Consider the following 23892-nt stretch of genomic DNA (forward strand, 5'->3'; position numbering starts at 1 on the left):
GCCGCCCTGGCCACCCGTGTTGCTGTTGCCGCCAAGACCGCCCGCGCCGCCGTTGCCGCCGTTGCCGTTCAGGCCGCCACCGGTGGCCGAGCCGCCGTTGGACGATGCGTTTCCGTTATGGTTCCCGCCGTCTCCAGCGCTGCCGCCCTCGCCGCCCGTGCCTGCGTCGCCGCCGTCGCCACCGTAGCCGTTACCACCGGACTTGCCGGGATCGAGATTGCCGTCACCGCCGGTGCCCGCGCCGCCGGCTCCACCCTTGTTGCTGCTACCGCCCGCGCCACCAGCACCGCCGTTGCCGCCGTTGCCGTTGCCGCTGCCAGCGGTCGCCGTGCCGCCAGAGGCCGAGCCGTTTCCGTTGTCGTACCCACCGTCGCCGGCGTAGCCGCCGGAGCCGCCTGTGCCTGCGTCACCGCCGTCGCCGCCGTACCCGTTACCACCATGGGCCGTACCGTCGTCGCCCGTACCACCGGCAACACCGTTCCCGATGCCCTGGCCGCCCTGGCCGGCACCACCCTTGTTGCTGCTACCACCCGCGCCGCCAGCACCGCCGTTTCCGCCGTTGCCGTTACCCGCACCACCGGTGCCTGTGCCACCGCTGGTACCGTAGCCGTTACCGTTCCAACTGCCACCCTCGCCGCCGCCGCCGCCCTTGCCGCCGTTACCTGCCTGGCCACCGTCACCGCCGACTCCGTTGCCGCCCGTGCCGTTGCCGTCCATCGTGTCGGACGTGCCGCCAGAGCCCGCCCCGCCGGTGCCACTACCGCCGTTGCCGCCGGTGTTGTTGCTGCCACCCGCGCCGCCTGCACCGCCGTTGCCGCCGTTGCCGTTCCCGTTGTTGGTCGTACCGGTGCCACCGCTACCGCCCTCGCCGCCGCCACTGCCGCCGGCCGAGGAGGTACCGCCGCCGATGCCCGTGCCGTTGACCCCGACGCCGTTGCCGTTGAAGTCGCCACCGGAACCACCGTGCCCGCCACTACCACCGTTGCCCGCGCCGCCGCCGTCGCCGCCGTAACCGTTGCCACCGGTGCCCTGGCCGTCATCGCCAGCGGACGCGCCCGACCCGACTCCGCCGGTCCCAGCGCCGCCGTTCCCGCCGCTGTTGCTGCTACCGGTGCTTCCGCCAGCGCCACCGTTCCCGCCGTTGCCGTTATTGCTGCCGCCGGTGCCGACTCCGGTGCCCGACGCGCCGTTCGCGCCGTTCTCACTCCCACCGTCGCCGCCCGTGCCTACACCAATTCCGTTGCCGTTGAAGTTGCCGCCCTCGCCGCCGCTACCGCCCTTGCCCGCGTTCCCGGCATCGCCACCGTCGCCACCGTGGCCGTTGCCACCATCGCCTCCACTGACATCCGCGCCGCCGGTCCCGGTGCCACCGTTGCCGCCGGTGTTGCTGCTGCCGCTCGTGCCGCCAGCGCCGCCGTTCCCGCCGTTGCCGTTGTTGCTGCCGCCGGTGCCGGTACCCGTGCCAGCGCCACCGTTCCCGTTGCCGGTCGCCTCTGAGCCGCCATCGCCGCCGATGCCGACGCCGATGCCGTTGCCGTTGAAGCTGCCGCCCTCGCCACCCTTGCCACCCTTGCCCGCGTTCCCGGCATCGCCGCCGTCGCCGCCGTACCCGTTGCCGCCGTCGCTGCCTGCGCCGCCAACGCCGTTCCCGCCGTTACCTGCCGTGTTGCTGCTTCCGCTCGCGCCGCCGGCGCCACCCTTGCCGCCGTCGCCGTTGTTGCTGCCGCCGGTGCCGGTGCCTGTGCCAGCGCCACCGTTGCCACCGGCAGAGTTCTCATCACCACCGCCGCCGCCGATGCCGACGCCGATGCCGTTGCCGTTAAAGTTGCCACCCTCGCCGCCCTTGCCGCCATTACCGGCGTTCCCGGCATCGCCGCCGTCGCCGCCGTGACCGTTACCTGCGTCCTCACTACCGGCGTAGCCGTTGCCGCCACTACCGCCGGTGTTGCTGTTGCCGCTTGCGCCGCCGGCGCCGCCAGCGCCACCGTTGCCGTTGTTGCTGCCCGCGGTGCCGGTGCCTGTGCCAGCGCCACCGCTACCGCCGCCGCTGTTCTCGGTACCGCCGTCGCCACCAATGCCGACGCCGATGCCGTTGCCGTTGAAGTTACCGCCCTCGCCGCCCTTGCCACCGTCGCCGCCGTTGCCAGCGCTGCCAGCCTCGCCGCCACCGTAACCCGCTCCGTCCACACCGGTACTGTTGCTGTTGCCGCTTGCGCCGCCGGCCCCACCTGCGCCACCGTCGCCGTTGTTGCTGCCGCCGGTGCCCGAGCCGGTGCCGTTACCACCACTGCCGCCGCCGGTGTTCTCGTCGCCGCCTTCGCCGCCGACGCCCACACCAACGCCGTTGCCGTTCACGAGGCCGCCGTTGCTGCCCTTACCGCCGTCCCCGGCGTTGCCCGCTTGCGTGTCCTCTTCGAACGACGAGTTGCTGCTCCCAGCGTTGCCGCCGTTCCCGCCGGCGCCGCCGTTGCCATTGCTGTTGCCGCCGGTGCCGGTGCCCGTACCCGTGCCCCCGGTCCCGCCGCCGCTACCGTTGAAGCTCCCGCCGTCGCCCCCGACGCCGACGCCGACGCCGTTGCCGTTCAGGTCTTCGCCGGAGCCACCGTTGCCGCCAGCGCCGCCGTTACCAGCGGAGCCGCCGTCTGTGGCCTCGCTGGAACTCCCGCCGTTGCCGCCGCTACCACCGGCCGCGCCGTTGCCGTTCGTGCTACCGCCGTTGCCGGTGCCGCTTCCGTTGCCGCCGGCTCCCGCGTTGTTCCCTGTGTTGGTGTTGCTGTTCCCCTGATCGCCACCGGCGCCGATCCCGACGCCGTTGCCGTTGCCACCATCGCCAGAACCACCGTTGCCGCCGGTGCCGCCGTTGCCGGCGTCCGGACCGGAGTTCTGACCGCCACCGTTACCGCCGCTACCGCCGGCGCCACCGTTGCCGCTGCCGCCGCCGCCGGTCGCGTTGCCGCTGCCCGCGGAACCCGTGTTGCCGAAGTTACCCGTCCCCTTGGCACCGTTTGACCCGACCGCGATCCCGTTGCCGTTGGGAAGAGCGTGTGCCGCCGGTACCATCGCGCCGATATAGAACATCGGGACGGTCAGTGCGAGTAGCACCGTCACCAGGAAGTACGCGCGATGCCGGATCGATCGCCGCTGACGCTTGCGACCATTACCCATAAGAACACATCACCCCCTCAGCTTCCCGAACCACTACCGTGCCGAACCACACTGCAACATGCGGTAGCAACCACGAGTGCGTCCATCGTGAGGCGAACTCTTCTTCCGGACACCCGGGGATCGCGCAACCTGCGCGGTCACGTATCCTGCCAGCCCGGTGCGCCCTCACCCCCTTCCCGCGTGGTCCACGCGACCGCAGTCACACTCCACGTGCGGTTCCAGTATTGTGTTCATGTAGCGCAAACCCCGCTATCTCTTGAAGAATCCTGCGGGGTTTTTCGAATTAAGCACTCATCCAATCTGAATTATATGGGCGGCTGCTGAAGATTGATCTTTGCTGCCTGAATACGAATGGGGAATTAATGAGATAGTGATGGCGAGTGAATTTCGTATTCGAACGAGACCTTGATGTCTCTTTATTGCCTATCACCACATCTTTATTTCGATCCGCCAACCTCTCTGGCGCACACGACAACCGTAGCCGCACGCGACCGGTCCTCACCCGCGGCGCGGCTCGACTGGGCCGTCGCAGGAATCAATTCGGTTGTCGGACGATCACCATCACCGGCGACGATCGCAGAACGGTATCGCCTACCTTAACGACCGCATACACCCTGAAGATGTAAAACGGGGTCGCATCCTTCGCGATGTTGAACCAGACGTTGTTGAGAGTGTTGTCGCCCTGCGTCGGCGTTACGCGAACGAATTTGGCGTACGTCGGCTCTTGCCCCTGGCCCTGCCAACCCACGGTCACATCCACCGCATCGACGTTCCCCTGGACCTTGAAGCTCAGCGCGAAGGTCACGCGTCCGCCGGGCGCGACGTGCGTGTCGGAGGTCGGCACGAGCTGCACATCGGACACGCCGAGACTCGGCGCCGCAGCGGGACTCGGCGTGCCCGGCGCTGCCGGCGTCTGCTGTGCAGTACTGGGCGTAGCCGGCGCTGCTGGCCTCTGCTGCTGTGCGGGAGCTGGCTGCGCAGATGGGGACTGCCCCGGAGCGGGCTGCCCTGACGGTGCAGGGGCGCCTTGGCCGGTGGCCGGCGAGTTGGGCGTCGGGGGCGTGGGGGCGGGCGTGGCCGCCGGGGCGGAAGACGACCCTGCAGGCGGCGTGGCCGGCGCGGTGGACCCCGGTGCGGAGGAAGATGCGGGAGCGGTCACGGACCCCGATTGCGACGGGTTGCTCGAGCCGGATGCATTTGTCCGCGAAACGGTAGTGACACCATCGGGGGTATCCAGCCGCACTGCGGAAACAGCCAACGCCCGAATCAGCCCTTGGGCGAGCCGGGCCCCCCACTGCTCCGCCATGACGACCGGCGGCACCGACACAGCCGCAGCATCGGCCTGGGTAATCGTGATGATGAGGTGGGACGCTACTGAGATGACCGCGTCGTTGCCCGCGGGGCGCACCGTCACGGTCACGGCGCCCCCCCGCAAGGTGGGATCGCTCACCAACTCAGTCAGGCGGCGCGTGACCGCCGTCGCGCGATCGGCCGCGCTTATCCCCTGTGAATCTTGGTCGATGTGTCCGATCCACACGCCGCCGAGCGACACATCACGGGCATCCGCGACCGCGCGCATCGGGAGTGCGAGCGCCGACGCGGCCACCAGCACCGCTGTCGCTAACCCCGCCACCCGACGGGCGAAACGGTTGAACGATCCAGGACCGCGTACACACCGCATCCGTCCTCGCATCAGCTTACCCCCCCGGGTGACACCGTGAAACGTGGCCTGCGCAAAGACCACCGATGATGTTTCGGACTCCTGCGGATTCGACGGGTGAGGACCACGAAGGTAACGGCTGCGATGCCAGCATGGTGGGAGTCCGCCCAGCAAGACGATACATCCGTTCGGCACGGCACGCACTCGGCAAAACGAATACTCCTGCCGCCTCCGCCGCGTGGTGCTCACGTGCACCACCGGGATTGACCGACATACCCCGATCGATCCGGTTCCGCCCACATTTGCACCCGAACGATACGGCCGGCTGGGGCCCGTGATGCCTGAACGACGCTGATTGCTGCGCGATCGCCGCCTGCCGTCCCATCTCGTGCGCAAAACTCGGCGCGCTCGCACGCCACAGAGTGGTCGTCCCGGGTCGTCAACACCAGTCGTCTCGATCGTATCGCCCACGGGAGAAACACGACGCGCCGATGGAAGCGAATCACGTGCGTTGCGGCACGGCCTCGATCGACTGAACAACGACCGCGCCGTCGTCCAGTCCATTCGTCGCCGCGTAGACCGCTGCTTGGGCGCGAGTGCGAATTCCCAACTTCCGGTACACGGATCGCAAGTGAATCCGCACGGTGCCGGGCGCCACCAGCAGTCGCGCCGCGATCTGTTTGTCGGTGAGTCCCTCCGCGAGTCTCCGCAACACGTCGCGTTCTCGCGCCGTCAACGTCACGGTCTCTTTCACCGGCCGCTGTCGCTGCGCGAGATGAGTCAGCAACGCGCGCATCAGATGTTCGGGCACGACGGTCTCGCCCTTCTCCACCGCGTGCACCGTCCTGCGAAGATACTCGGGCTCCACGGAAGCTGGCAGGTATCCGGACACTCCCATGCGCACCGCGTCGAGACACGCCTCCTCGCTTGACCGTGCCGCGATCGCGAGCACGCGAATCCCGGCCATGATGCGGCCGGCGATCGCGAGCGGTTCGAGATCCTGTCGCACGAACTCGACCCCGTCGACGACAACGACGTCGGCTTGAACACGTCCCAACTGCGCAGCGCACTCGCGCGACGTCTCCGCCGTCGCCACAATCTTGATGCGGACGTCACCCTCCAGCGTCGATTGCAGGACGCTGCGCGACAACGAAAACCGGCTGACAAGAAACACACGAACGACCCGCGCGCTGGCGTTCTCAGCGGCCGCGAGTGTACGACGATCGTCACGCTCGTGCTTAACGGACCACAACGTTCTGGACGACCTCCTCGACCACGGCTGCACATGCCCCCGCTACGGCCGGGCGCCGCGCGCTCGAACGTCTGCGGTGTTGCGAGAGGACGCCAGTCCGACCCGGCAGGAGGGAGTCTCCTGTCCACACGCCTGCCTCAAGCGGCTCCCTGTCAGGGAGCCGCTCTGTTGTGTCGGGGCGATCGCTGTGTTGGGTTCTCGTACGGAATCCCCCCGAACCACATTGTAGATTCGGGGCTCTCGCATGGTAACTAACCCGAATGATTAGATCCTGGTATCCAAACGGACGAAGTACGACGCCCGAACCCATAGCGATTCCCGATCAAATCGCGGTTCATGGCCCGCAAGTATTGCCGCCAAAAACCCGGACACAGACTCGTCGGCCACGGCCCGGCCATCGGAGGCGCCGCCCAGGAATCGCGTATGACAACGGTTCTGGGCGCACGCGGGATGCACGGTAAATCGGTCGTGCGGCACGACGAGCCCATGTGACACCGATTCCTAGCCGCCGGCGAGATCCGCCAAACTCGGGAGCGGTCGAGCCAGCCTAAAGAACCCCCGCCAGGGGTCAGGAGCCTCTAAGCGCTTCAATACGCTACGCAGATTGAATACCGCCGGCTTCAGACTCGGCGCGACCTCGGACCAGTCGAGCGGCGTTGACACGGGCGCCTTCGGACGGTGCCGCACGGAGTATGGAGCGACCACGGTCTGCGCAAACCCGTTCCGAAACGGATCGAGGTATACGCGGCGCCGCCGCGCCGCGATCCGCGCGTCGACGGTCAAGGTCTTCGGATGTTTTGCGGCAAGCGCACGCACGAACGCTTCCGCGAACGCGAGCACGGTGGCAGTATCCGGTCCCGGGGAGATGGGCACGAACACGTGAAGCCCGCGGTTGCCGGACGTCTTCGGAAACGACGCGAGCCCGAGCGCGTCCAGTGCTTGTTTCACACGCAGTCCCGCGCGGGCCGCGTCGGCAAACTCACCTGACGTGGGATCGACGTCGACGCACACCCAGTCCGGCCGACGCGGCGCACGCGCCCGGCTGTTCCACACGTGCACCGCGATGCAGCCGAGGTTCACGAGTTCCAGCTGCGTGGCGAGCCGCCCGCCCACCACGTAGACCGTGCTCCCCGTCTTGTCCCGCACGCGCTTGGTCGGAGTGCCTACCGGCAGGCTCGACGGCGCTTGCCGCTGGTAGAAACAATCGCCCCGCATGCCGTCGGGGCACCGCTCCAGCGTCAGCAGGCGATCGCGGACAAACGACCTGAGACACGGGAACACACGCACGTAGAATTCGGCGAGGTCCCGCTTCGTGTACCCCTCGTCCGGCCAGAACACCTTGTCCGGGTGCACGAGGGCCCGTTCGACTTGGCGAGACCGCCGGACGGACCGCGTCATGTCTACGCCTCCGGCAACGCGACCGCGGAGGGAGTCTTGTCGTCGCGCAACCCCAGGAACGCGGGCTGCCGCAGCCGGCGGTCTGCCGTCCACTCGTCGAAGGCGACCTGTGCAACGAGGCGCGGGGCAAGATGGGTGACCCCGCGCTCGCGCGGCGCATCGACGACCGCCGGCGTCTTCCGAATCAACGAATGGAATCGGCGGTGCAGCGCGGCGAGCGTGCTCGCGTCGAAGCCCGTGCCCACCTTCCCCACGTAGCGCAACGTCCCGTGATCGTACGCAGCGAGGAGCAGCGACCCGAAGTATGCGCGCGATCCCCTGGGTGCCGTGTAGCCGACCACGACGAACTCGTCCTCGTGACGCACTTTCACCTTCAGCCACTCGCGCGACCGACCCTCCACGTAGGCGGCGTGGAGATCCTTGGCGACGAGCCCTTCGTAACCGCGGCGCCGCGCCACCCGGTAGGCGGCGTACCCGTCGCGGGCAAGCCTGCGGGCCGGCATCAGGACACCCCCTCCGCGCACCACCGATTCCAGCGCGGCCCGCCGCGCGGAAAGGGATTGTCGCCGGAGATCCTGCCCGTCCTTGTACAGACAGTCAAAGACGGCGTACGTCGGCGCGGCGCCGCGTTGGAGCAATTGGAACCGCGACACACCCCGTCGGTCGAACGCCACGATCTCGCCGTCGAGCACGAGTGTCCGGTACGGCAGCGCGCTGACGGCCCGGGCCACGTTGGCATACTGCGCGGTACGGTCCAGGGCGTTCCGCGACAAGAGGCGCACGCGGTTTCCTTCCTTATAGGCCAGGATCCGGTAGCCGTCGTACTTCTCCTCGTAGGCCCAGTTCGGCCGGCTGAACGGCGCGCCCGCGAGCGTGGCGAGCATCGGGCGAACTCGAAATGGAATCCGGTCTGTCACGCGCGTCTCCCCTGATTTGCGCGTACGTTCGACACCCCCAAGTTGGTTTCCCGTCATGCCGCGGATGGTACACGCGGGGCACCGGATCGGAAATAGCGTACCCATCACGATCAACCGCACCCGCTAGAGCGTCCAGCGTGGACGAGGTAGTGACAGTTTGCCCTCCAATCGAGCCCAGCGGCGTGGGTTAGCTGGCTTAGCTGACATTTCTGCCAGCGAACAGCGTTGCCGGCGTGCAGCCCTGCAGGCGATACCCTTGATGCAAAAGCCCCGGATGGGGAAAAGCCGGGTGGGCACCTTTGGTGGGAGGAGTACAGGCGCCCAACTGGAACCCCCCCTGTCAATATCGTCTGTGCGATTCTGCTACAAAGATACCGGCGGCGTCGGGGAACTGATCGCAATTGCCGCCCGCGGGGAGCCGTGGCGCATGCATGGCGGTGTGAATACGAGGGAGTCACGCGGGCACGGCGACGATCGCTTTTGTGGATCGTTTGATGTTGGTACGGGGTTGCCCCATGCCGCCGATGATCACTGGATACAGGCCGCATGACGGACGCCGGGCGCTGCGTGAGCGTGATCATTCCCGTCTTCAACAGTGAGCCGTACCTGGCCGAGGCGGTTGACAGCGTCAGGCGTCAGGATTGTGCCCACCTCGAACTAATCATCGCCGACGATGGATCGGCCGATGACACCGTTGGAGTTGTACCGCGGCTCCAGGACGGCCTTCGCTACGTGTACTACGTGAACCAGGGAAACGGCAGTCCCGCACGCGCGCGATCCTGCGGGCCGGCGCTGGCGCGCGGCGGCGTGATTGTGTTCCTTGATGCCGACGACCTCTGGCCGCCGCGCCAGGTCGGCGCGGCCCCGCTTCCCGACCAGTCTCACGGGGACCGGCGCGCAGCGGACGGGCGCGAATCCCGCCGGCTTCCTAAGAATGGGTGATGTAATGGAGCCGGCCCTCTCATGAGGGCTCCGCTGCGCAACGAGCTGGAGGCGGAACTGCGCCGCCTCATGGGAGTCTGGTTCCCGCGCTGCGTCGATCGGGAACACGGCGGGTTCCTCTGCGATTTCGACTACCGATGGAAACCCTCGGGATCGCAAGTCAAGATGCTAGAGTATCAGGCGCGGCAGACTCTTGCGGCGGCGCGAGGCGCGGCCCACGCCCCCGATCATTCACCGCTACGCGAGGCGGCCGCGCACGGTTTTCGGTACCTCAAGGAGACGATGTGGGATCGTCGGATGGGCGGTTGGTACAGGCAGCTCGATCGGGTCGGAGCGCCCCTAGAAGGATCGACGAAGCATGGGCACGGCATGAGCTACGCGATCTCCGCGTGTGTGGCGTGCTATCAACTGACACGGGACCCCGACTGTTTGGAACTGGCGAAAGCGGCCTTCAGCTGGCTGGACCGGCACGCCCACGATGGCCGGCACGGCGGTTACTTCGGGTTCTACCGGCAGGACGGGACGCCGATTGTGTCGGCGGACCAAGGGGCGGCTCCGGACCGGCACAGGGACGCGATTGGGACACCGATCGGATTCAAGGACGCCAACACCACCTGCGATCTCCTCAGGGGATTCGCCGATCTGTACCGGGCATGGCCCGACGCGCTGCTGAGGGCGCGCGTGGAGGAACTGCTGTGCATCGCGCGCGACCGCCTCGTCGTCGCCCCTGGAGTGATGCACATGTACGCACACCCGGACTGGACGCCGATCCCCGACTTCGCCCGTTACGCGCAGGTTCTCCGTGCCGCGAATCACATGTTGCCGGCGGCGGAAGCTCTCGCCGGAACTGTCGACCGGGACACGGCACGGGTCGCCAAATCGATGCTCGACACGATGCTGCGCGTCGCCTGGGACGCCGAAAAGGCCGGGTTCCACCTCGCAGGGTCCAGTTTCGGTCCTGCGTATATTGAGGACAGTGTCGTGTTTGTGCGCAGCAAGTGCTGGTGGGCTCAGGCCGAGGGAATGAGGCTGCTGATGGCGGTGGCGCGGCTTCACCCCGCCGATGCGGTCACGTACGAAGAGCATTTTGTGCGCCTGTGGGAGTACGTCAAGAGGTACCTGATCGACGCGAGGCACGGCGGCTGGCTCGCCGCCGGCCTCGACACGAACCCCGAAGCGCGCAAAAAGCCAAAGGCCACGCGATGGAAGGACTGCTCGCACGAAGCCGAAGGGTTGCTGGAGTGTCTCCCGCTATTGGACGCTTCTTGAGATGAGCGGCATTCCTTCACTGCTTGCGAGGATTCGGCGCCAGATTCGGCTGCGCCGGCTGAACGCCACGCCCGGTATCCGAATCGCTCCCTCCGCCCATATCGGTGAGGGCGCCATGATACAGACGGACTCCGACGGTTATTCACTCGGCGGACACATTCTGATCTCGGAGTGGGTCATCATTTCCGACGGGGTCATCCTCGCAGCGTATGGCGGCTCCATCGAGATCGGCGCGCACGCGTACGTCGGACCGTACTGCGTCCTCTACGGCCACGGCGGCCTCGCGATCGGCCGCGATACCATGATTGGCGCGCACACCGTCGTTATCCCGGCCAACCACGGCTTCGCACGAATCGACGTGCCGATGAGCGCGCAGCCGCTGACACAGGAAGGCATCGAGATCGGCGAGGACGTCTGGATCGGATCCGGCTGCAGGGTGCTGGATGGTGTGCGCATCGGCCGCGGGGCCGTGATCGGCGCCGGATCCGTCGTCACCCAGGACGTCGAGTCATACGGGGTCGCGTACGGCGTCCCGGCGAGGGTGGCCTGGAACCGGGCCGCGGCGGTCAGAGCCCGTGACGCAGGCGCTGCCACAGGCGGTGCGTCCTCGCCTTGACGCCTCGCAGGCGCTGCCACCAGCGCGGTTTCGTCCTGGCGACTCCGCTCATGCGCTCTAGAAAGCGACGCTCCTCGACGGTCAGCGGTCCCCGGGCCACGCTTTCGAGGTTGCGCGTCACCCACTCCGCCTTCCTCATCGCCACGATCACGCGATCAACGTCGCGCTGAAACAGCGAGAACCGCAGCATCAGGTCCGCCACGACGGGCCGCAGACTCTCGTTGTCGCCGTGCCCGCGGTCCGACGCCTGGGTGACGATCCTGTCGAGCTCCCATCCCCGAAAGAACGGGGACGTAGCAATCGTCTCCCACCCAGCCGCCTTATAGGCTGCGAAGGCTGGGGCGGCGTCGTCCGTCGTGACGTTGAAGGGCCTGATCGCGAAGCGAAACGCCTCGCGAGTCTCCTGGCTCCCGATGGGCGCCTGCTCCCCGACCCAGATTCCTAGGGAGCGCGTGTAGCCTTTCCGCCGCCACTCGACCATGAGCTCCATCTGCCGGCGGTTCTGCTCGGCATCGTCCAGCGGCACGACGACCAGACAGTCGACGTAGGAGGTACGCAACTGCTCTAGGATCAGATCAATGTGCTCGGGGCGGTAGTACTCCGGCGGCCCGCAGTCATCGCCTCGCGAGAAGTCCCGGAAGAAATTCCAGGCCAGGATCTTGGCTTCGTCGCGCCTGCCGAGGGCGTGCAGGATGTCTCCCAGGGCGACGCGCTCGGGCTGATAGGTCGTGTCGAACCATCGAATCCCGTGATCGAGGCATGCTTCGACGATCCGGACCTGTTCGCGCTCTGACGCGCGCGGGTCGTTGCCCAGCTGACTGATGAAGGAATGCCCTCCCAGAATGAGCCGCGTCTCGGCCGCTCGACTCATCGTGTTCCGCACATGATTCGCATCCGCCACTATACGCCCTCGCGCCTCATCCGTTCATCGTTCCGGGCTGAGCGCCCGGGACTTTCGGAAACGAGACATGCCCCATTTAGGATTTGAAACACAATAACACCTCACAAACCCTCGGTGGTCAAGGACTCATCGCAACCGAGGAGTTGGGTGAGATGTCCCCTCCGAACTATTGGGACAATGCGATTCACCGTCGGATCGGGAGAAATCGCGTTACGGTTTCAGCGTGCTTCTCGCCAAAGGTGAGTTGGAGCGTCATAAACCCCGCTTCTTCTCTTCTTCTCCTATTCCTTCGGCTCGCGGGAACGTGAACCCCCAGGTCTGTGGTCAGGTCGGCCAGCGAGACGCCGCGATACCTCAGCCCGTCGGCGGCGCCGGTCACGCCGTGGACGCGTGCCTCACGCCGCCATCCACGTCCGCTTGAGGAAGATGCGGCGGCCGGTGAACGACTGCTGATACCCGTGGAACCTTGTCGACAGCGCCTCGATGTTGTACTTGGCGTACCACCACCAGTACGGCGAGTCCTGCAGCAGCGCCCGCTGGATCGTCACGTAGAGGCTGCGCCGCTGGTCGGCGTTCGTGATCGACCGGGCCTCGTCCATCAGACGGTCCAGCGCGGGATTGGCGTAGACGCCGATGTTGTACGATCCCTTGCTGGAGAAGCAGGGGTACACGTACCCGTCCGGGCCCGGGCGGAAGGTCAGCGCCGTCGCGAAGACCTGCCCGCCCTCGCGGCCGCCGGTCTGCACCGCCTGGGTGATCGCGGCCGAAAACGCGCCCCACTCCATCTGGACGACGTTCACGGTCACGTTGAGGGTGCGCAGGGACTGCTGGATCACAAGCGCGCTCGCCACGAATTCGGGGTAGTGGGGCGAACAGCGGATCTCGATCGTGAATCCGCCATTTGGATAGCCCGCCTCGGCGAGCAGCCGCTTCGCGCCGTCGACGTCCGGCGTGTTGAAGGGAAGCGTCCGCGGATCGAGCGCCCAGTTGGCGAAGCCGGTGTTGATGGGGCCGGACAGCACGCCGCCGCCGAAGATCGCCTTGTCGATGATCTCCCGCGTGTCGACGGCCATGCGGAGCGCGCGGCGTACCCTGGCGTCGTTCAGCGGCTTCTGCGCCACGTTGATCTCGTGGCAGCCGAGCCAGGCGTAGGGCGACTTCAGGACGCTGATGCCTGGCAGTGCGCCGCGCCCTGCGCGCTGAGCTCGGCGTACTGGATCTGGCCGGCGTGCAGGACGGCGAGGCACGCCGCCTCCTCGCTAAGGATCTTGAATGTCATCTCGTCGAGGTACGGGAGCGGCTGGTCCCAATAGTCCGGGTTGCGCGTGTAGGTGATGTGATCCTGGGGCACGTACTCCACTAAGTTGAAGGGTCCGGTCCCGACGGCGTTCGTCGTCAGATTGGTCGCGTCGGCATACCCCTTCGGCATGATCGCCGACGCGCGCAGCGCGGCGAACGCGCTGAGCAGCTCGGGGTAGGGGGCGTCGAGGTTCAGCTGGACGGTCAACGGGTCCAGGACCTTGAATCTCCTTGATCGCGTCGAACCAGCTGCGCAGTGGCGCGACGGTCTTCGGATCCAGGACGCGGCCGATGCTGTACTGCACGTCGTCGCCCGTCATCGGCTGCCCGTTGTGGAACTTCACGTTGGGTGGCAGGTGGAACCGTGTAGGTCTTCCCGTCGTTGGTGATCTCCCACCGCTGCGCGAGGGCCGGCACGACGTTCGTGTGCTCGTCGTATCCGGTCAGGCTCTCGTAGATGCCGTCGTAGCCCTGCAGTACCGAGAAGTTCGAGTTCTTGCTCCACCTCCCGCTGATGCCGCCCGCGGGCGGCTAGGCGCCCGCCCGCGCCCCGGACGGTGCGAACGCCGGCGCGATGAGCTGCGCCAAGCCGCGCAGATCGACGGAGCCAAACCGGCGCCATTGAAATTGGACCTGCGGTCGAATAACCGTCGAATCACGTAGCATATTCGACAAAACTAGCAACCACCCATCGACGAATTCTCCTATTCGACGAGAAGGTCGACTAGTGGCGCATACTGTTGGCCAGCGAGCACATCACCGTCTGCCAGGTCACCTGATGCCACCGGCCGCGGGAAGGTGACCTTTATTGCATTTGCCGGCGCGTACGGGAAGATCTTTACGTCCTCCTCTCTCAAATGGTAGATCGAGCCGATTCGAGCTCGACTTAATACGCCACTTTGTACCACACGGTCGTAGGTGGCTCGATCACCAAACATGATGTCGATCGTCAACGTGAACGGACCGGCATTCTTACTTCGGATCAGCGTCGCCAGTTCAGCCAAGCGTGCCATTGGGGGCTCACTCCTATCTTAGATGTTCAACGTTTCAATCGAGAACGGCTCGAGTGGATCCTCAAGTTCGAGCACGTGGTTGAAGTTGAATCGGTAGACGGGGCCCCGGTTCAGCTCCGTTGGCGAGTGTGGAAAGGCGAGCGCACTGATCAAGCCAGACCACTCGGGAACCGCATAGTGACTCGCAATGTGAGTCACGGCCTTGGCTGCTGAAGTAGCGAGGTCTTGGCTATGAGCGGTCACCTCGAACACCAAGGCCACTTCATGTGAAATGCGGGGATCTGGCTCAAGCTTGCCCAACGTCCCATTAACCCCATACCGGCGTACGCCGATCTGGATTGATGCCGCGTCGTCGGTACCGAAAATCTCCTCTAAGCGCTGCCGAGCAGTACCCTGCATGCCTTCCAACCATGATTCCAATTGACGGAGGATCACGGGATCCCGAATGGATCCAATGACCACGGTTTGGTATCCCACGAGTTCTGCGCCTTCCAGCTTCACCGTATATGTATCTGACGATTCAAAACGACTACCGCTTACCTTCACGGCGCGCTCGTTGATCGCCTCATAGGTGACACGATCGAGGTAGAGCGTCCCAGAGGGTTCTACGAGTTCAGTGGGGGAGCCATTCTCATAGAGTGAATGCGAGGCGACGCTGAGCGGGGTACAACGATAGTCTGGATTGGGCGGCTCAATCACAAAGTGATCATCGCGAATCCAGGCGACTAGCGGGTCGGAATATTTGCGATTCACCACCGCCGCAGCGCCACACTCAAGTACCTTGGCGGCGTGCCAAACAGGACCTGGCGCCAAACCGGCACGCGTCGGGATGGCGGCGAAAATCGATGCGTCGGTGCTCCGCCCGCTGATTACGACGTCGGCTCCAAGGTCCAAGGCCGCCTGAAACGGCTCTACTCCAGCTACTGCAACGATGTGCGCACTTCGATCAAAAACACTTTCATCGATGCTGGGAGCAGTACCCAACGGGCGAATCTTCTTATTATGATACTTCTCTCGCAGGTAATCTCTCGCGGGCTCCGAATGGATGACTCCCAAGCGGAAATGCTGGCCGGCCTGCTTAGCAATATCCTCCGCCATACCGACAACCACAGATAGCTGATTATCTGCTCCTCCGGTCGCAGCGGAGCCAATTAACAGTGGAATGCGAGCATTGCGCGCTGCCGCCAGCATGTGTTGGAGGTCCCGACGCATGGCCGCCTCCGAGAAGTGGAGGGCACCTGACCCCAGGTAGTAGGGGCCGCTATCGGTCGACCCTGCATCGCAACCGATGAAGTCCGGCTTCCAGGCCATCGCCCGTCGAAGGGACTCGAGCCGGTATCCGGCCCCCAGCGAGCCCGTTGGCGCCAGGACGCACATTTCAGTCATCACCAACACCCTCCTTGACGGCACCTTTCTCGAGCTGCGCGCCGTACAATGCTACCGCCTTCTCGCTCGACACATATCCATTTTGCACGTCCTCCGTGACCAGATCCCTAGCACGACTCGTCGGCGTGCCATACCCGCCGCCCCCAGGTGAATGGATTGCGATCGTGTCGCCCTTTCGTAGTCGAATCTTGCGCAAAGGGCTGTAGACCGCCTTGCCGTTGACAATGATCGCCGCGAGACCCCCCGGCCGACCGCCTAGTATGCCCTTCGCCGGCCGTCGTAAACGCTGCGCACGGACGAATGCCTCCGCGTGGTCGGCAAGACACTCCACGACGACCCTCTGCCCCAGACCACCCCGGAACAAGCCAGCACCGCCTGAGTCAGTAATGAGCTCCTTCTCTCGGAACAACACCGGCGCAGTTGCTTCTATCATCTCTATCGGTGCGCACTCAGTATTGGTGGGGAACGCCAAGCATGACGGGCCATCCTTCGTGGAACGCGCTCCGAAGCCGCCAGCCGCGATTATGAGTGGTGAGAACGCACCCCGATCTGTGTCGGTACCCCGCAGGTTCAGGAGCGGTCTCGGCGCCCCGCACTCTGCAATGCAGTCGTGGGGCACGACCTCGGCAAGGGCGTCAAACAATAGCGTCGGAATAAAGTGCCCAACGGAACTGCGTGCAGAACCTGCCGCCGGAAACCTACTATTCACTATCGAGCCCGCAGGAGCTATCACCTGGATTGGAGCAAAGATTCCTTCATTGAGCGGCAAAGCAGGTGCCAAAAGACACTTCAGGCCGTAGACCGTATATGCAGTCGTGAAGGAGAGGGCAACATTCACGCCGGCCGGCACTTGCGGTGACGACCCAGCGAAATCCACTAGGACCCTATCGCCTTCAATGGTCACGTGCAACTTGACAGTAAAACTGAGGTGACCTATGCGCTCGGCCGCGAGGATCGACTGATATGTGCCATCTGGAATAGTTAGGATCGCGTTACGCATGTATGCCTCAGTCCGCTTGGCCAACTCGCGACACGTGTAGTGAAACCGTTCAATTGTTATTTCAGCACAGAGACTGGCCAGACGCTCCGCGATTTTCCCGAGAGAGTTCAGCAGCGCGCTAATGTCCCCCATTACCTGTTCTGGGAGTCTGACGTTTGCCTGGATAAGACGAGACAGAGCAACGTCTAGCCCTTGGTTGCTTGCAAACCTGATCGGCGGCACGCGCAGACCCTCTTCGAAAATCTCTGCAGCCGCGGCATCTCGACCGCGCCCACCGACATCAGGTAGATGCGCTACGACACCGGCAAGCGCGACAATCTTGCCATCGACGAAGACCGGAGCGAATAGGGTGAGGTCGAATAGGTGCCCGGTCCCCAGCCACGGATCATTAGTGCCAATAATGTCTCCTGGCTTCCACTCAGCCAACGAGTATTGAGTCAGGATCTCGCGGGCAGTGTGGGTGATGGTTCCGAGAAAGGCGGGGATGCTCTGGGCGGATTGAACGACTGTACCGCCATCAATAGTGAGAATCGCACAGGTAAAGTCCTTTGACTCTCGTACGATGGTGGAGAAAGCGGTGCGCATCAGTACCACACCCGCTTCATCCACTATCGCCTGGAGGCGACCTCTGTCGATTTCGAGTTCGATAAAGGCTCCGGCCCCACTGGTGTCGCCATCAGATTGGACCAATGCTCGCTCGGGAGCGAAGCCGCCTTCAGTGGCCATGGAGGTGAGCTCCGCTAACGGAATGAATCACGACATTTCCCTCCGGATCCACGGACATGCGATGTGCAGGTCCGACGACGATTGTCGATGCTTCATCCTGAATCAATATCGGACCCGCACCGGTCATTCCTGGAGACAAGGACGCACGATCGAGCAGCTTGGCCTCCATCCACGACAGGCGTGGTCCGAAATAGGCGCGTCGGGTTGTAGCGGATCGAGGCCGGGAAGTCGTGAGCCTCTTGTGCCGAGGCATGGCAGATGGAGCTTGAGTCAGCCGCACACTCCAGCCTACGATCTCTAGCTTACCAGGCCACGGTGGCCTCCCAAACCGAGCCTCGTATTCCTTTCGAAAGGCGGAAGCCAACCCGTCGAGTGGCGCTTCCGGAGCAACGAGTAGGTCTACATCGTACGCTTGCCCCTGGACTCTCACATTCAGGTGGCAAGTCGCCGTCATCCCGGTTCCGTTTTCGGTGTGCCTGGAACGTAAGTCCCGCTCCACTGCCAGCAGACGGCGCCGCAGCTCCTCGGACGTGAGGCCTTCAAGCGGTACGATCTGGGCCACGGATTGATCGACGGTCCGAGGTGCCAGCAACAATCCGATCGCCGAGCCAACCCCCGCGTCCACCGGGCAGATCACGCGAACGGCTCCAAGTCTGGACATGATCCCTGAGGCGTGCACCGGCCCGGCGCCTCCGGTGGCAATCAGCGTAACGGCGCCTGGATCGATGCCATGCTCCAGACAATGCAAGCGTACGGCTCTGCTCATGTTCTCATTTACTACATCGTAGATGCCCCAAGCTGCGACAATCGGGTCCCGGGTGCCGGTCCTGCTGAGTATGTGTGCCTCTATCGCGTGCTGGGCGCGTGCCACGTCCAATTGGAGGTCGCCCCCCGCAAAGTCGGCAGCACCCAAATAGCCTAGAACCGCGTCCGCATCAGTAACTGTCGGCAACTCGCCCCCGAGCGCATAACAGGCCGGGCCAGGGTTCGCGCCCGCACTGGAAGGGCCAACTTGAAGCAACCCAAGGTTGTTGATCGAGGCGATGCTGCCACCACCAGCACCGATTTCAATCAAATCAAGGCTCGGAAGCCGCAAGGGGAGACCGCTCCCATCGACGAGTCTGTGAAGCCGTGCGACCCGCAGCTCCTCCGTCAGGGCTGGCACGCCATCTCTTATCAAGCACGCTTTGGCAGTCGTCCCCCCGATGTCCAACGCCACACTTAACGGCTCTCCACACCGCTGGGCAACGGCGCTTGCGGCGATGATCCCGGCCGCCGGCCCCGATTCGAGGATGCGCGCTGGGTAGCGGCTAGCCTCCTCCGGAGAACACATTCCCCCATCGGATTTCATGATTCCTACGCGGCCGTTGAACCCCCGTCGGATCAGCGATTCCGACAAGTCCCGCAAGTAAGAAGAGATGCGCGGACCGACATACGCATTGATCACGGTGGCGATGAACCTTTCATACTCGCGTACAATCGGGGCGACCTCCGACGATACGCTGAAGTACGTCTCGGGGCATTCACGGGCGACCATCTCGGCCGCTTGCTTTTCGTGTTCATCATTAGCGTACGAGTTCAAAAAGCAAATGGCGATGGCGTCCCTATCACGTAACTGTTGAGTCGCTGCGAGCACCGACTGACCGTCCAATTGACTATGAACTTGACCTTGAGCGGTCATCCGTTCAAGGATTCCGCAGCGCCACTGACGCGGCACTAAGACTGAGGGGAGGTCGATCTGAAGATCGTACAGGTCATACCGATCTTCCTGGCCGATTTCGATGATGTCGCGAAATCCGGCCGTTGTCATGAGGCCGACTTTCGCGCCAGTTCGCTCGATCAGCGTATTCGATGCCAGCGTAGTTGCATGGACGAAAAACTCAGCCTCAGTCAATTCGATTTCCGCCTTGGTGCGAATCGCTTCGAGGGCGTTAAAAACACCATCGAGCGGGTGCACCGTCGTCAGCACCTTTCCTGTCACGTAAGTTCCGTCGGAGCCATCCACCGCTACGATGTCTGTGAAGGTGCCGCCGATGTCTACACCGATTAGCCAGCTGCCTGCCGACCTCACTTCAGGGTCTCCTCCCTGCAGTGTGCCGTGGTGGCCCGTCGCATCCGGCTCCTGCAGCAGTTCGATGAATTGGGCACTGCCGTGCCGCGCCCGCAGACTACCGTGCGCACAGCCGTCCACGAACTCGAGTGCCCAGCAGGGCGCTGCCGGCCTCAGTGCCAGCTTCGCCCCCGCCGACGCCGCTCCACGTGCACACGCCTCCGTGGCCAATACGACGCGCCGAGGCCACGGCACGACCGACTACGCGACAGATCTCCTCGTTGAGCAATGGAGTTCAGAATGTCGACATCGCGGAGGCCGGCACCGTCATTATTTGTACGCGCTGTCCGCTGGCAGTCCACCCCTCAATGCTCCACGTACCGAAGATATTATGGTACTGGTTGTAGCCCGTACTGCCAGTGGCCCCCTGGTAGCTGATCTTCTTCCCCGCGCTCAGCAGCTGGATGCATTGCGAGTAAAAGTAACATACCGTCCCCGGAGGGTTTGCCACGTCCAGAATCTTCTCATTGAAGACCGCCGGATTGGTCGACTTGGCGTCGGTCATCGCGAGCGATGCGATCACAACCGCGTCGTACATATTCTCTGACAGCGTATCGGGCTGACTCTTTCCCAACACTTTCTGATACATGGCCGTGTAATGCTGCCATGCGGGTCCGGAGGGCGGCGCGCCGCTCGCACCGACGAGATACTTGCTCGCGGCATCGAGGCCCATAGCTTGCGCAAACTCAAGGCCGTTGCTGTTGTCGGTGATGAACGGAACGTTGAGATGCCCGAGCTGCCCGAGTTCAGTAAACACGGTGTTGGCGGTCGCCACTGAGACAGCAATAAAGACGACCTGAGGTGGCGTCGCAAACGCCTTCTGTATCTCCGTTCTGTAGGAACTCTGACCTGGCGCTAACTTCTCAATGTCGAGTACCGTGCCACCATGCCTCTTGTACGCGGCAACGAGGTCAGGCACCTCGCCGAACGCGTTGGGGGTTGATTCAAAGAGGAGGGATGCCGTCATGTAGTGCTTGGCGATCGCATAGTATGCCATGGAAATGCTCAGGGTGGAGTCCGACGGATTGGCACGATAGACATATTTGTAAGTCATGTGGTCAAATGCATTAGATCCCGCCTCCGTGAATTCCACGAGCTGGGCGGGATCGTATAACGCTGCTACGCCGTCGAAATCGGGCATGGCCGGGCCGACCTCAAATGCCGGGTGCTGCAGATACAGCGTATGCCACGCCGTCACTGCATCCGTCGGATCTCCGCCAGTGTCAGCCGTTATGACGCTTAACTGCCGCCCCAGTACGCCACCGTTCCCATTCACATCGGCCACGGCCACCTGTACCCCATGAACAAACCACTGACCGACATGGGCGTGGAGACCCGTGAGTGGAAAGAGCTCTGCCACTACTATGGGTGGGGTGGCCCCCGTAGCTCCGCCGCACGTGGCGATCAAAGCACCCGCGGCGATGACCGTCAACACCACCATTGCGCCGCTGAATCGACTCCGTCGCATGTGCATGACCCCCTGGGTGATCATTCTCGTTAGCACGATCCAGGCTAGGGACTGGAAGGACATCGGATGTTTCCTGGGCGTCAAGGATACACTCAGTCGTGTTGCTGTCCCACCCCCTTTGCCAGGAACAACGCCGCGAGATCGTGCTGCCCAATCCTGTCAGCTGGGCCGTCAATCGCGTTCTGACCAGCGGTCATCACGTACACCCAGTGTGCATTGGCAATCGCAAGATCCACATTCTGCTCCACCACGAACACGGCTGTCCCTTCCGCGGCGATGCGCTGAACCTGCCTCCAAACAACAGCCACGTTAGGGGGCGAAAGCCCCGCAGTCGGTTCATCGAGCAGCAGCACCTTCGGATCCAACATTAGGCCGCGCGCCATCGCAAGCATGGTTCGCTGGCCGCCGCTCAGTGTAATTGCCTTGCGCCCCCTGGCCGCCGCTAAGTCAGGGAACATCGAGAACACGGTATCGATTCGCGGCCGGATATCTCCTCGGCGCATGAAGGCCCCCATCTCTAAGTTCTCGACGATCGTCATCGAAGGGAACACATTGTCCACCTGCGGAACATAGGCCATGCCGCACTGCGCGATCCGATATGGCGGCCATCCAGTCACATCTTGCGCACCGATCATGACAGTGCCCTCAGTGGCGCGAATCAATCCGAACATGGCCTTCAGCAGTGTCGACTTGCCTGCACCGTTCGGGCCAACGACCGCCACAATGGAGCCAGCATCCGCACGAACCGATACATCGCTGATGACTGGCACCGATCCATACCCAGCAGTGAGGTGATCCGCACAGACAGCAGGCAATTCACGCACCTCGTGGATCGCAGCGACGGGGGCAAGGTCGCGTCTTGGAATCTCGCCCCCTTCCCCTGAGTGAACAACGCAGCCGACTGGATCGCCCGCCACTCCACGGACGCGCTTCAGTGCCCAAGAACCCGCGGTTATGCATCCGGAGCGCGCGCCTCACGCCTCGACACTCCCGCCTAGGTACGCTTTAACTACCTCGGGATCGTTGCGCAACTCCGCCATTTGTCCGATCGCTAGCGTCCGGCCGTAGGCCATTACGATCACCTGATCACAAATCCGGTCCACGACGCGCAGATTGTGCTCAACCAACAGCAAGGTGATCCCGGATTCGCGGAGCCTCAGAATATGTTCACACAGTCGCTCCACGAGTGCGGGATTGACACCCGCCATGGGCTCATCAAGTACGAGCAGCTTCGGTTCCGCCATCACCGCGCGGGCCAACTCCAAGAGCCGCTTCTCACCGCCGCTCAGGTTTCTTGCGTACTGATCGCGCAGAACATACAAACCAAATGTGTTGAGGACGTCCAGAGCCTTACTCACGTGGCGGCGATCTTCGCGTCGGCCCAAGCTTGGGCGGAACAAGACGTTCCGCAGACGCTCCCCCGGTTGGTCGGGAGGGGGGACCAACATGTTCTCGAGCACACTTAGACCGCCAAATTCTCTCGATAGTTGAAATGTCCGAATCAGTCCCCGCCGTGCAATACGATACATCGGCCAACGACTAATGTCGCCGCCGTCAAACACAATGCGGCCTTGCTGCAGTGGGAGAGCTCCTGCAAGCAGGTTGACGACGGTCGACTTACCAGCACCATTAGGCCCGATCAGCGCGCCCACTCGCCCAGCATCAAGACTGAAGGCGCAGCCGGCAACCGCTCTAACTCCACCAAATGCATGGCTCAAACCTTCAACTTCGAGAATGCCTCTTGTCATCGTCCCGCTCCAGAGTTGTTGCTCAGCGATGACGCCGGCATTTGGGCACCTGGCATGTGCAAACCTCGTGGGAAACGCGCCCTGCGTTCCGGAACCAGACCTTGCGGGTGGAATCGCAGAGTGACAATCAAGAGTATTCCAATCACAATGTTCCGAGCTGCAGCGATCAGCAGCGGGTGCCCTGGCACCGGGGGGAGGAAACGTGTGCCCTCTATGAACACCACCGTTACAATCAACGTCCCTACCGCCGCACCAAGGTTGTTGCCTTGCCCACCGATAATCATTGCAGCCCAGACAATGAACGTCTCCGCGGTGGTCCATGAGTCCGGAGCAATCCCACCTATAAACTCAATCAATAACCCTCCAGCGATACCTGCATATACACAGCCGATGCCCATGGCAAGCATTCGAACCTTCACCGTGTCCTTGCCAAATGTCGCCGCGACGTCGACATCTTCTCTTATTGCCCGCATGGTTCGGCCCAGCGCTGAGTGATAGATGCGATGCGCCACGAACCACAGCGCCAGCATGATCACGACGCAAACGCCCAAGAAAAACAGCGTGTAGTCATTCGGGCTGAGATTCAGTAAACGGTTGAGCGGCTGCGGGATTCCCCGTAGTCCGAACCATCCGTTAAACAAGGGCGTGAGGTTCCCAACCAAGTCATAACAGATTGTAGCGAACGCCACCGTGACAATGCCGAGGTAGTCGCTACGTAGATTCCAGCGTGAGAGGATCGTTCCACCAACCGCAATCCCCAACACACCCGCAACGATCGCACCTAATGCGAGTGTAAGCGGGAAGGGCCACCCCAACCCCAAGATGTATTCTTGATCTGTTCCGGCCGCTGGCGGCAGCGCACTGACTCCAGCGAAATAGGCACCGGCCGCCAAAAATGTGATGTAGGCGAAGTCCAAGATGCCCGTGTATCCAAACTGAATATTGAGACCCAGGGTTAAGATATTGTAGATGCAAAACAACACGGCCATCGTCGCCAAGTAGTAGACGATGTCGTTCATCGC

19 protein-coding genes are annotated in these 23892 nt (G+C 63.6%); 3 read left to right on the plus strand and 16 right to left on the minus strand.

Annotated elements, in window-relative coordinates; all coding sequences use genetic code 11:
• From VKZ50_11195 to ligD (VKZ50_11215), 5 genes are all read right to left on the minus strand, one after another.
• Positions 1 to 3165: PE family protein (locus tag VKZ50_11195; protein ID HLJ60284.1), on the minus strand; the 3165-nt coding region annotated here is incomplete at its 3' end.
• A 535-nt stretch (positions 3166 to 3700) separates the two neighbouring features.
• Complete coding sequence (locus VKZ50_11200; protein HLJ60285.1) at positions 3701 to 4027, minus strand: hypothetical protein; 327 nt, start codon at positions 4025 to 4027, stop codon at positions 3701 to 3703.
• Between the two features lie 1300 nt (positions 4028 to 5327).
• Entirely contained in the window at positions 5328 to 6077 is a 750-nt protein-coding gene (locus VKZ50_11205) for a response regulator transcription factor (protein ID HLJ60286.1), read from the minus strand.
• A 501-nt stretch (positions 6078 to 6578) separates the two neighbouring features.
• Positions 6579 to 7475, minus strand: a complete 897-nt coding sequence (gene ligD, locus VKZ50_11210) for a non-homologous end-joining DNA ligase (protein ID HLJ60287.1) — start codon at positions 7473 to 7475, stop codon at positions 6579 to 6581.
• Between the two features lie 2 nt (positions 7476 to 7477).
• The gene (gene ligD, locus VKZ50_11215; GenBank protein ID HLJ60288.1) at positions 7478 to 8392 is read right to left on the minus strand and encodes a non-homologous end-joining DNA ligase; all 915 of its coding nucleotides are present in this window, start codon (positions 8390 to 8392) and stop codon (positions 7478 to 7480) included.
• Positions 8393 to 8938: 546 nt separating this feature from the next.
• Between ligD (VKZ50_11215) and VKZ50_11220 the strand changes: the two genes are divergently transcribed.
• The 3 genes from VKZ50_11220 (at position 8939) to VKZ50_11230 (ending at position 11219) form a co-directional block, all read left to right on the plus strand.
• On the plus strand, positions 8939 to 9334 hold the full coding sequence (locus VKZ50_11220) for a glycosyltransferase family A protein (GenBank protein ID HLJ60289.1): 396 nt from the start codon (positions 8939 to 8941) through the stop codon (positions 9332 to 9334).
• A gap of 21 nt (positions 9335 to 9355) precedes the next feature.
• On the plus strand, positions 9356 to 10603 hold the full coding sequence (locus VKZ50_11225) for an AGE family epimerase/isomerase (protein ID HLJ60290.1): 1248 nt from the start codon (positions 9356 to 9358) through the stop codon (positions 10601 to 10603).
• Between the two features lie 115 nt (positions 10604 to 10718).
• Entirely contained in the window at positions 10719 to 11219 is a 501-nt protein-coding gene (locus VKZ50_11230) for an acyltransferase (GenBank protein ID HLJ60291.1), read from the plus strand.
• Here VKZ50_11230 and VKZ50_11235 read toward each other — a convergent pair.
• The 11 genes from VKZ50_11235 to VKZ50_11285 form a co-directional block, all read right to left on the minus strand.
• On the minus strand, positions 11170 to 12090 hold the full coding sequence (locus VKZ50_11235; protein HLJ60292.1) for an aldo/keto reductase: 921 nt from the start codon (positions 12088 to 12090) through the stop codon (positions 11170 to 11172). The two genes, VKZ50_11230 and VKZ50_11235, sit on opposite strands and share 50 nt — an antisense overlap.
• Positions 12091 to 12515: 425 nt before the next feature.
• Positions 12516 to 13241 carry an ABC transporter substrate-binding protein gene (locus tag VKZ50_11240; GenBank protein HLJ60293.1) on the minus strand — a complete coding sequence of 242 codons (726 nt, stop codon included), beginning with the start codon at positions 13239 to 13241 and terminating at the stop codon, positions 12516 to 12518.
• Positions 13242 to 13279: 38 nt separating this feature from the next.
• Positions 13280 to 13696, minus strand: coding sequence for an ABC transporter substrate-binding protein (locus VKZ50_11245; GenBank protein HLJ60294.1), 417 nt, complete (start codon positions 13694 to 13696; stop codon positions 13280 to 13282).
• Between the two features lie 427 nt (positions 13697 to 14123).
• The gene (locus VKZ50_11250; GenBank protein ID HLJ60295.1) at positions 14124 to 14432 is read right to left on the minus strand and encodes a DUF4387 domain-containing protein; all 309 of its coding nucleotides are present in this window, start codon (positions 14430 to 14432) and stop codon (positions 14124 to 14126) included.
• Positions 14433 to 14450: 18 nt separating this feature from the next.
• On the minus strand, positions 14451 to 15644 hold the full coding sequence (locus VKZ50_11255; GenBank protein HLJ60296.1) for an acyclic terpene utilization AtuA family protein: 1194 nt from the start codon (positions 15642 to 15644) through the stop codon (positions 14451 to 14453).
• Positions 15645 to 15810: 166 nt separating this feature from the next.
• Positions 15811 to 17544, minus strand: a complete 1734-nt coding sequence (locus VKZ50_11260; GenBank protein ID HLJ60297.1) for a hydantoinase B/oxoprolinase family protein — start codon at positions 17542 to 17544, stop codon at positions 15811 to 15813.
• A complete protein-coding gene (locus VKZ50_11265) occupies positions 17534 to 19615 on the minus strand; it encodes a hydantoinase/oxoprolinase family protein (GenBank protein ID HLJ60298.1) in 2082 nt (693 codons plus the stop codon). Before VKZ50_11265 ends, VKZ50_11260 begins: the two co-directional genes overlap by 11 nt.
• Positions 19616 to 19889: 274 nt before the next feature.
• A complete protein-coding gene (locus VKZ50_11270; GenBank protein HLJ60299.1) occupies positions 19890 to 21185 on the minus strand; it encodes an ABC transporter substrate-binding protein in 1296 nt (431 codons plus the stop codon).
• 29 nt (positions 21186 to 21214) lie between these two features.
• Positions 21215 to 21892: an ABC transporter ATP-binding protein gene (locus VKZ50_11275; protein ID HLJ60300.1), complete on the minus strand. Its 678-nt coding sequence runs from the start codon at positions 21890 to 21892 to the stop codon at positions 21215 to 21217.
• Positions 21893 to 22096: 204 nt separating this feature from the next.
• Complete coding sequence (locus VKZ50_11280) at positions 22097 to 22870, minus strand: ABC transporter ATP-binding protein (protein HLJ60301.1); 774 nt, start codon at positions 22868 to 22870, stop codon at positions 22097 to 22099.
• Positions 22867 to 23889 carry a branched-chain amino acid ABC transporter permease gene (locus tag VKZ50_11285; protein ID HLJ60302.1) on the minus strand — a complete coding sequence of 341 codons (1023 nt, stop codon included), beginning with the start codon at positions 23887 to 23889 and terminating at the stop codon, positions 22867 to 22869. The genes VKZ50_11280 and VKZ50_11285 overlap by 4 nt, the downstream gene beginning before the upstream one ends.
• Positions 23890 to 23892 lie beyond the last annotated feature (3 nt).

This window comes from bacterium, from assembly GCA_035295165.1.
GTDB lineage: Bacteria > Sysuimicrobiota > Sysuimicrobiia > Sysuimicrobiales > Segetimicrobiaceae > JAJPIA01.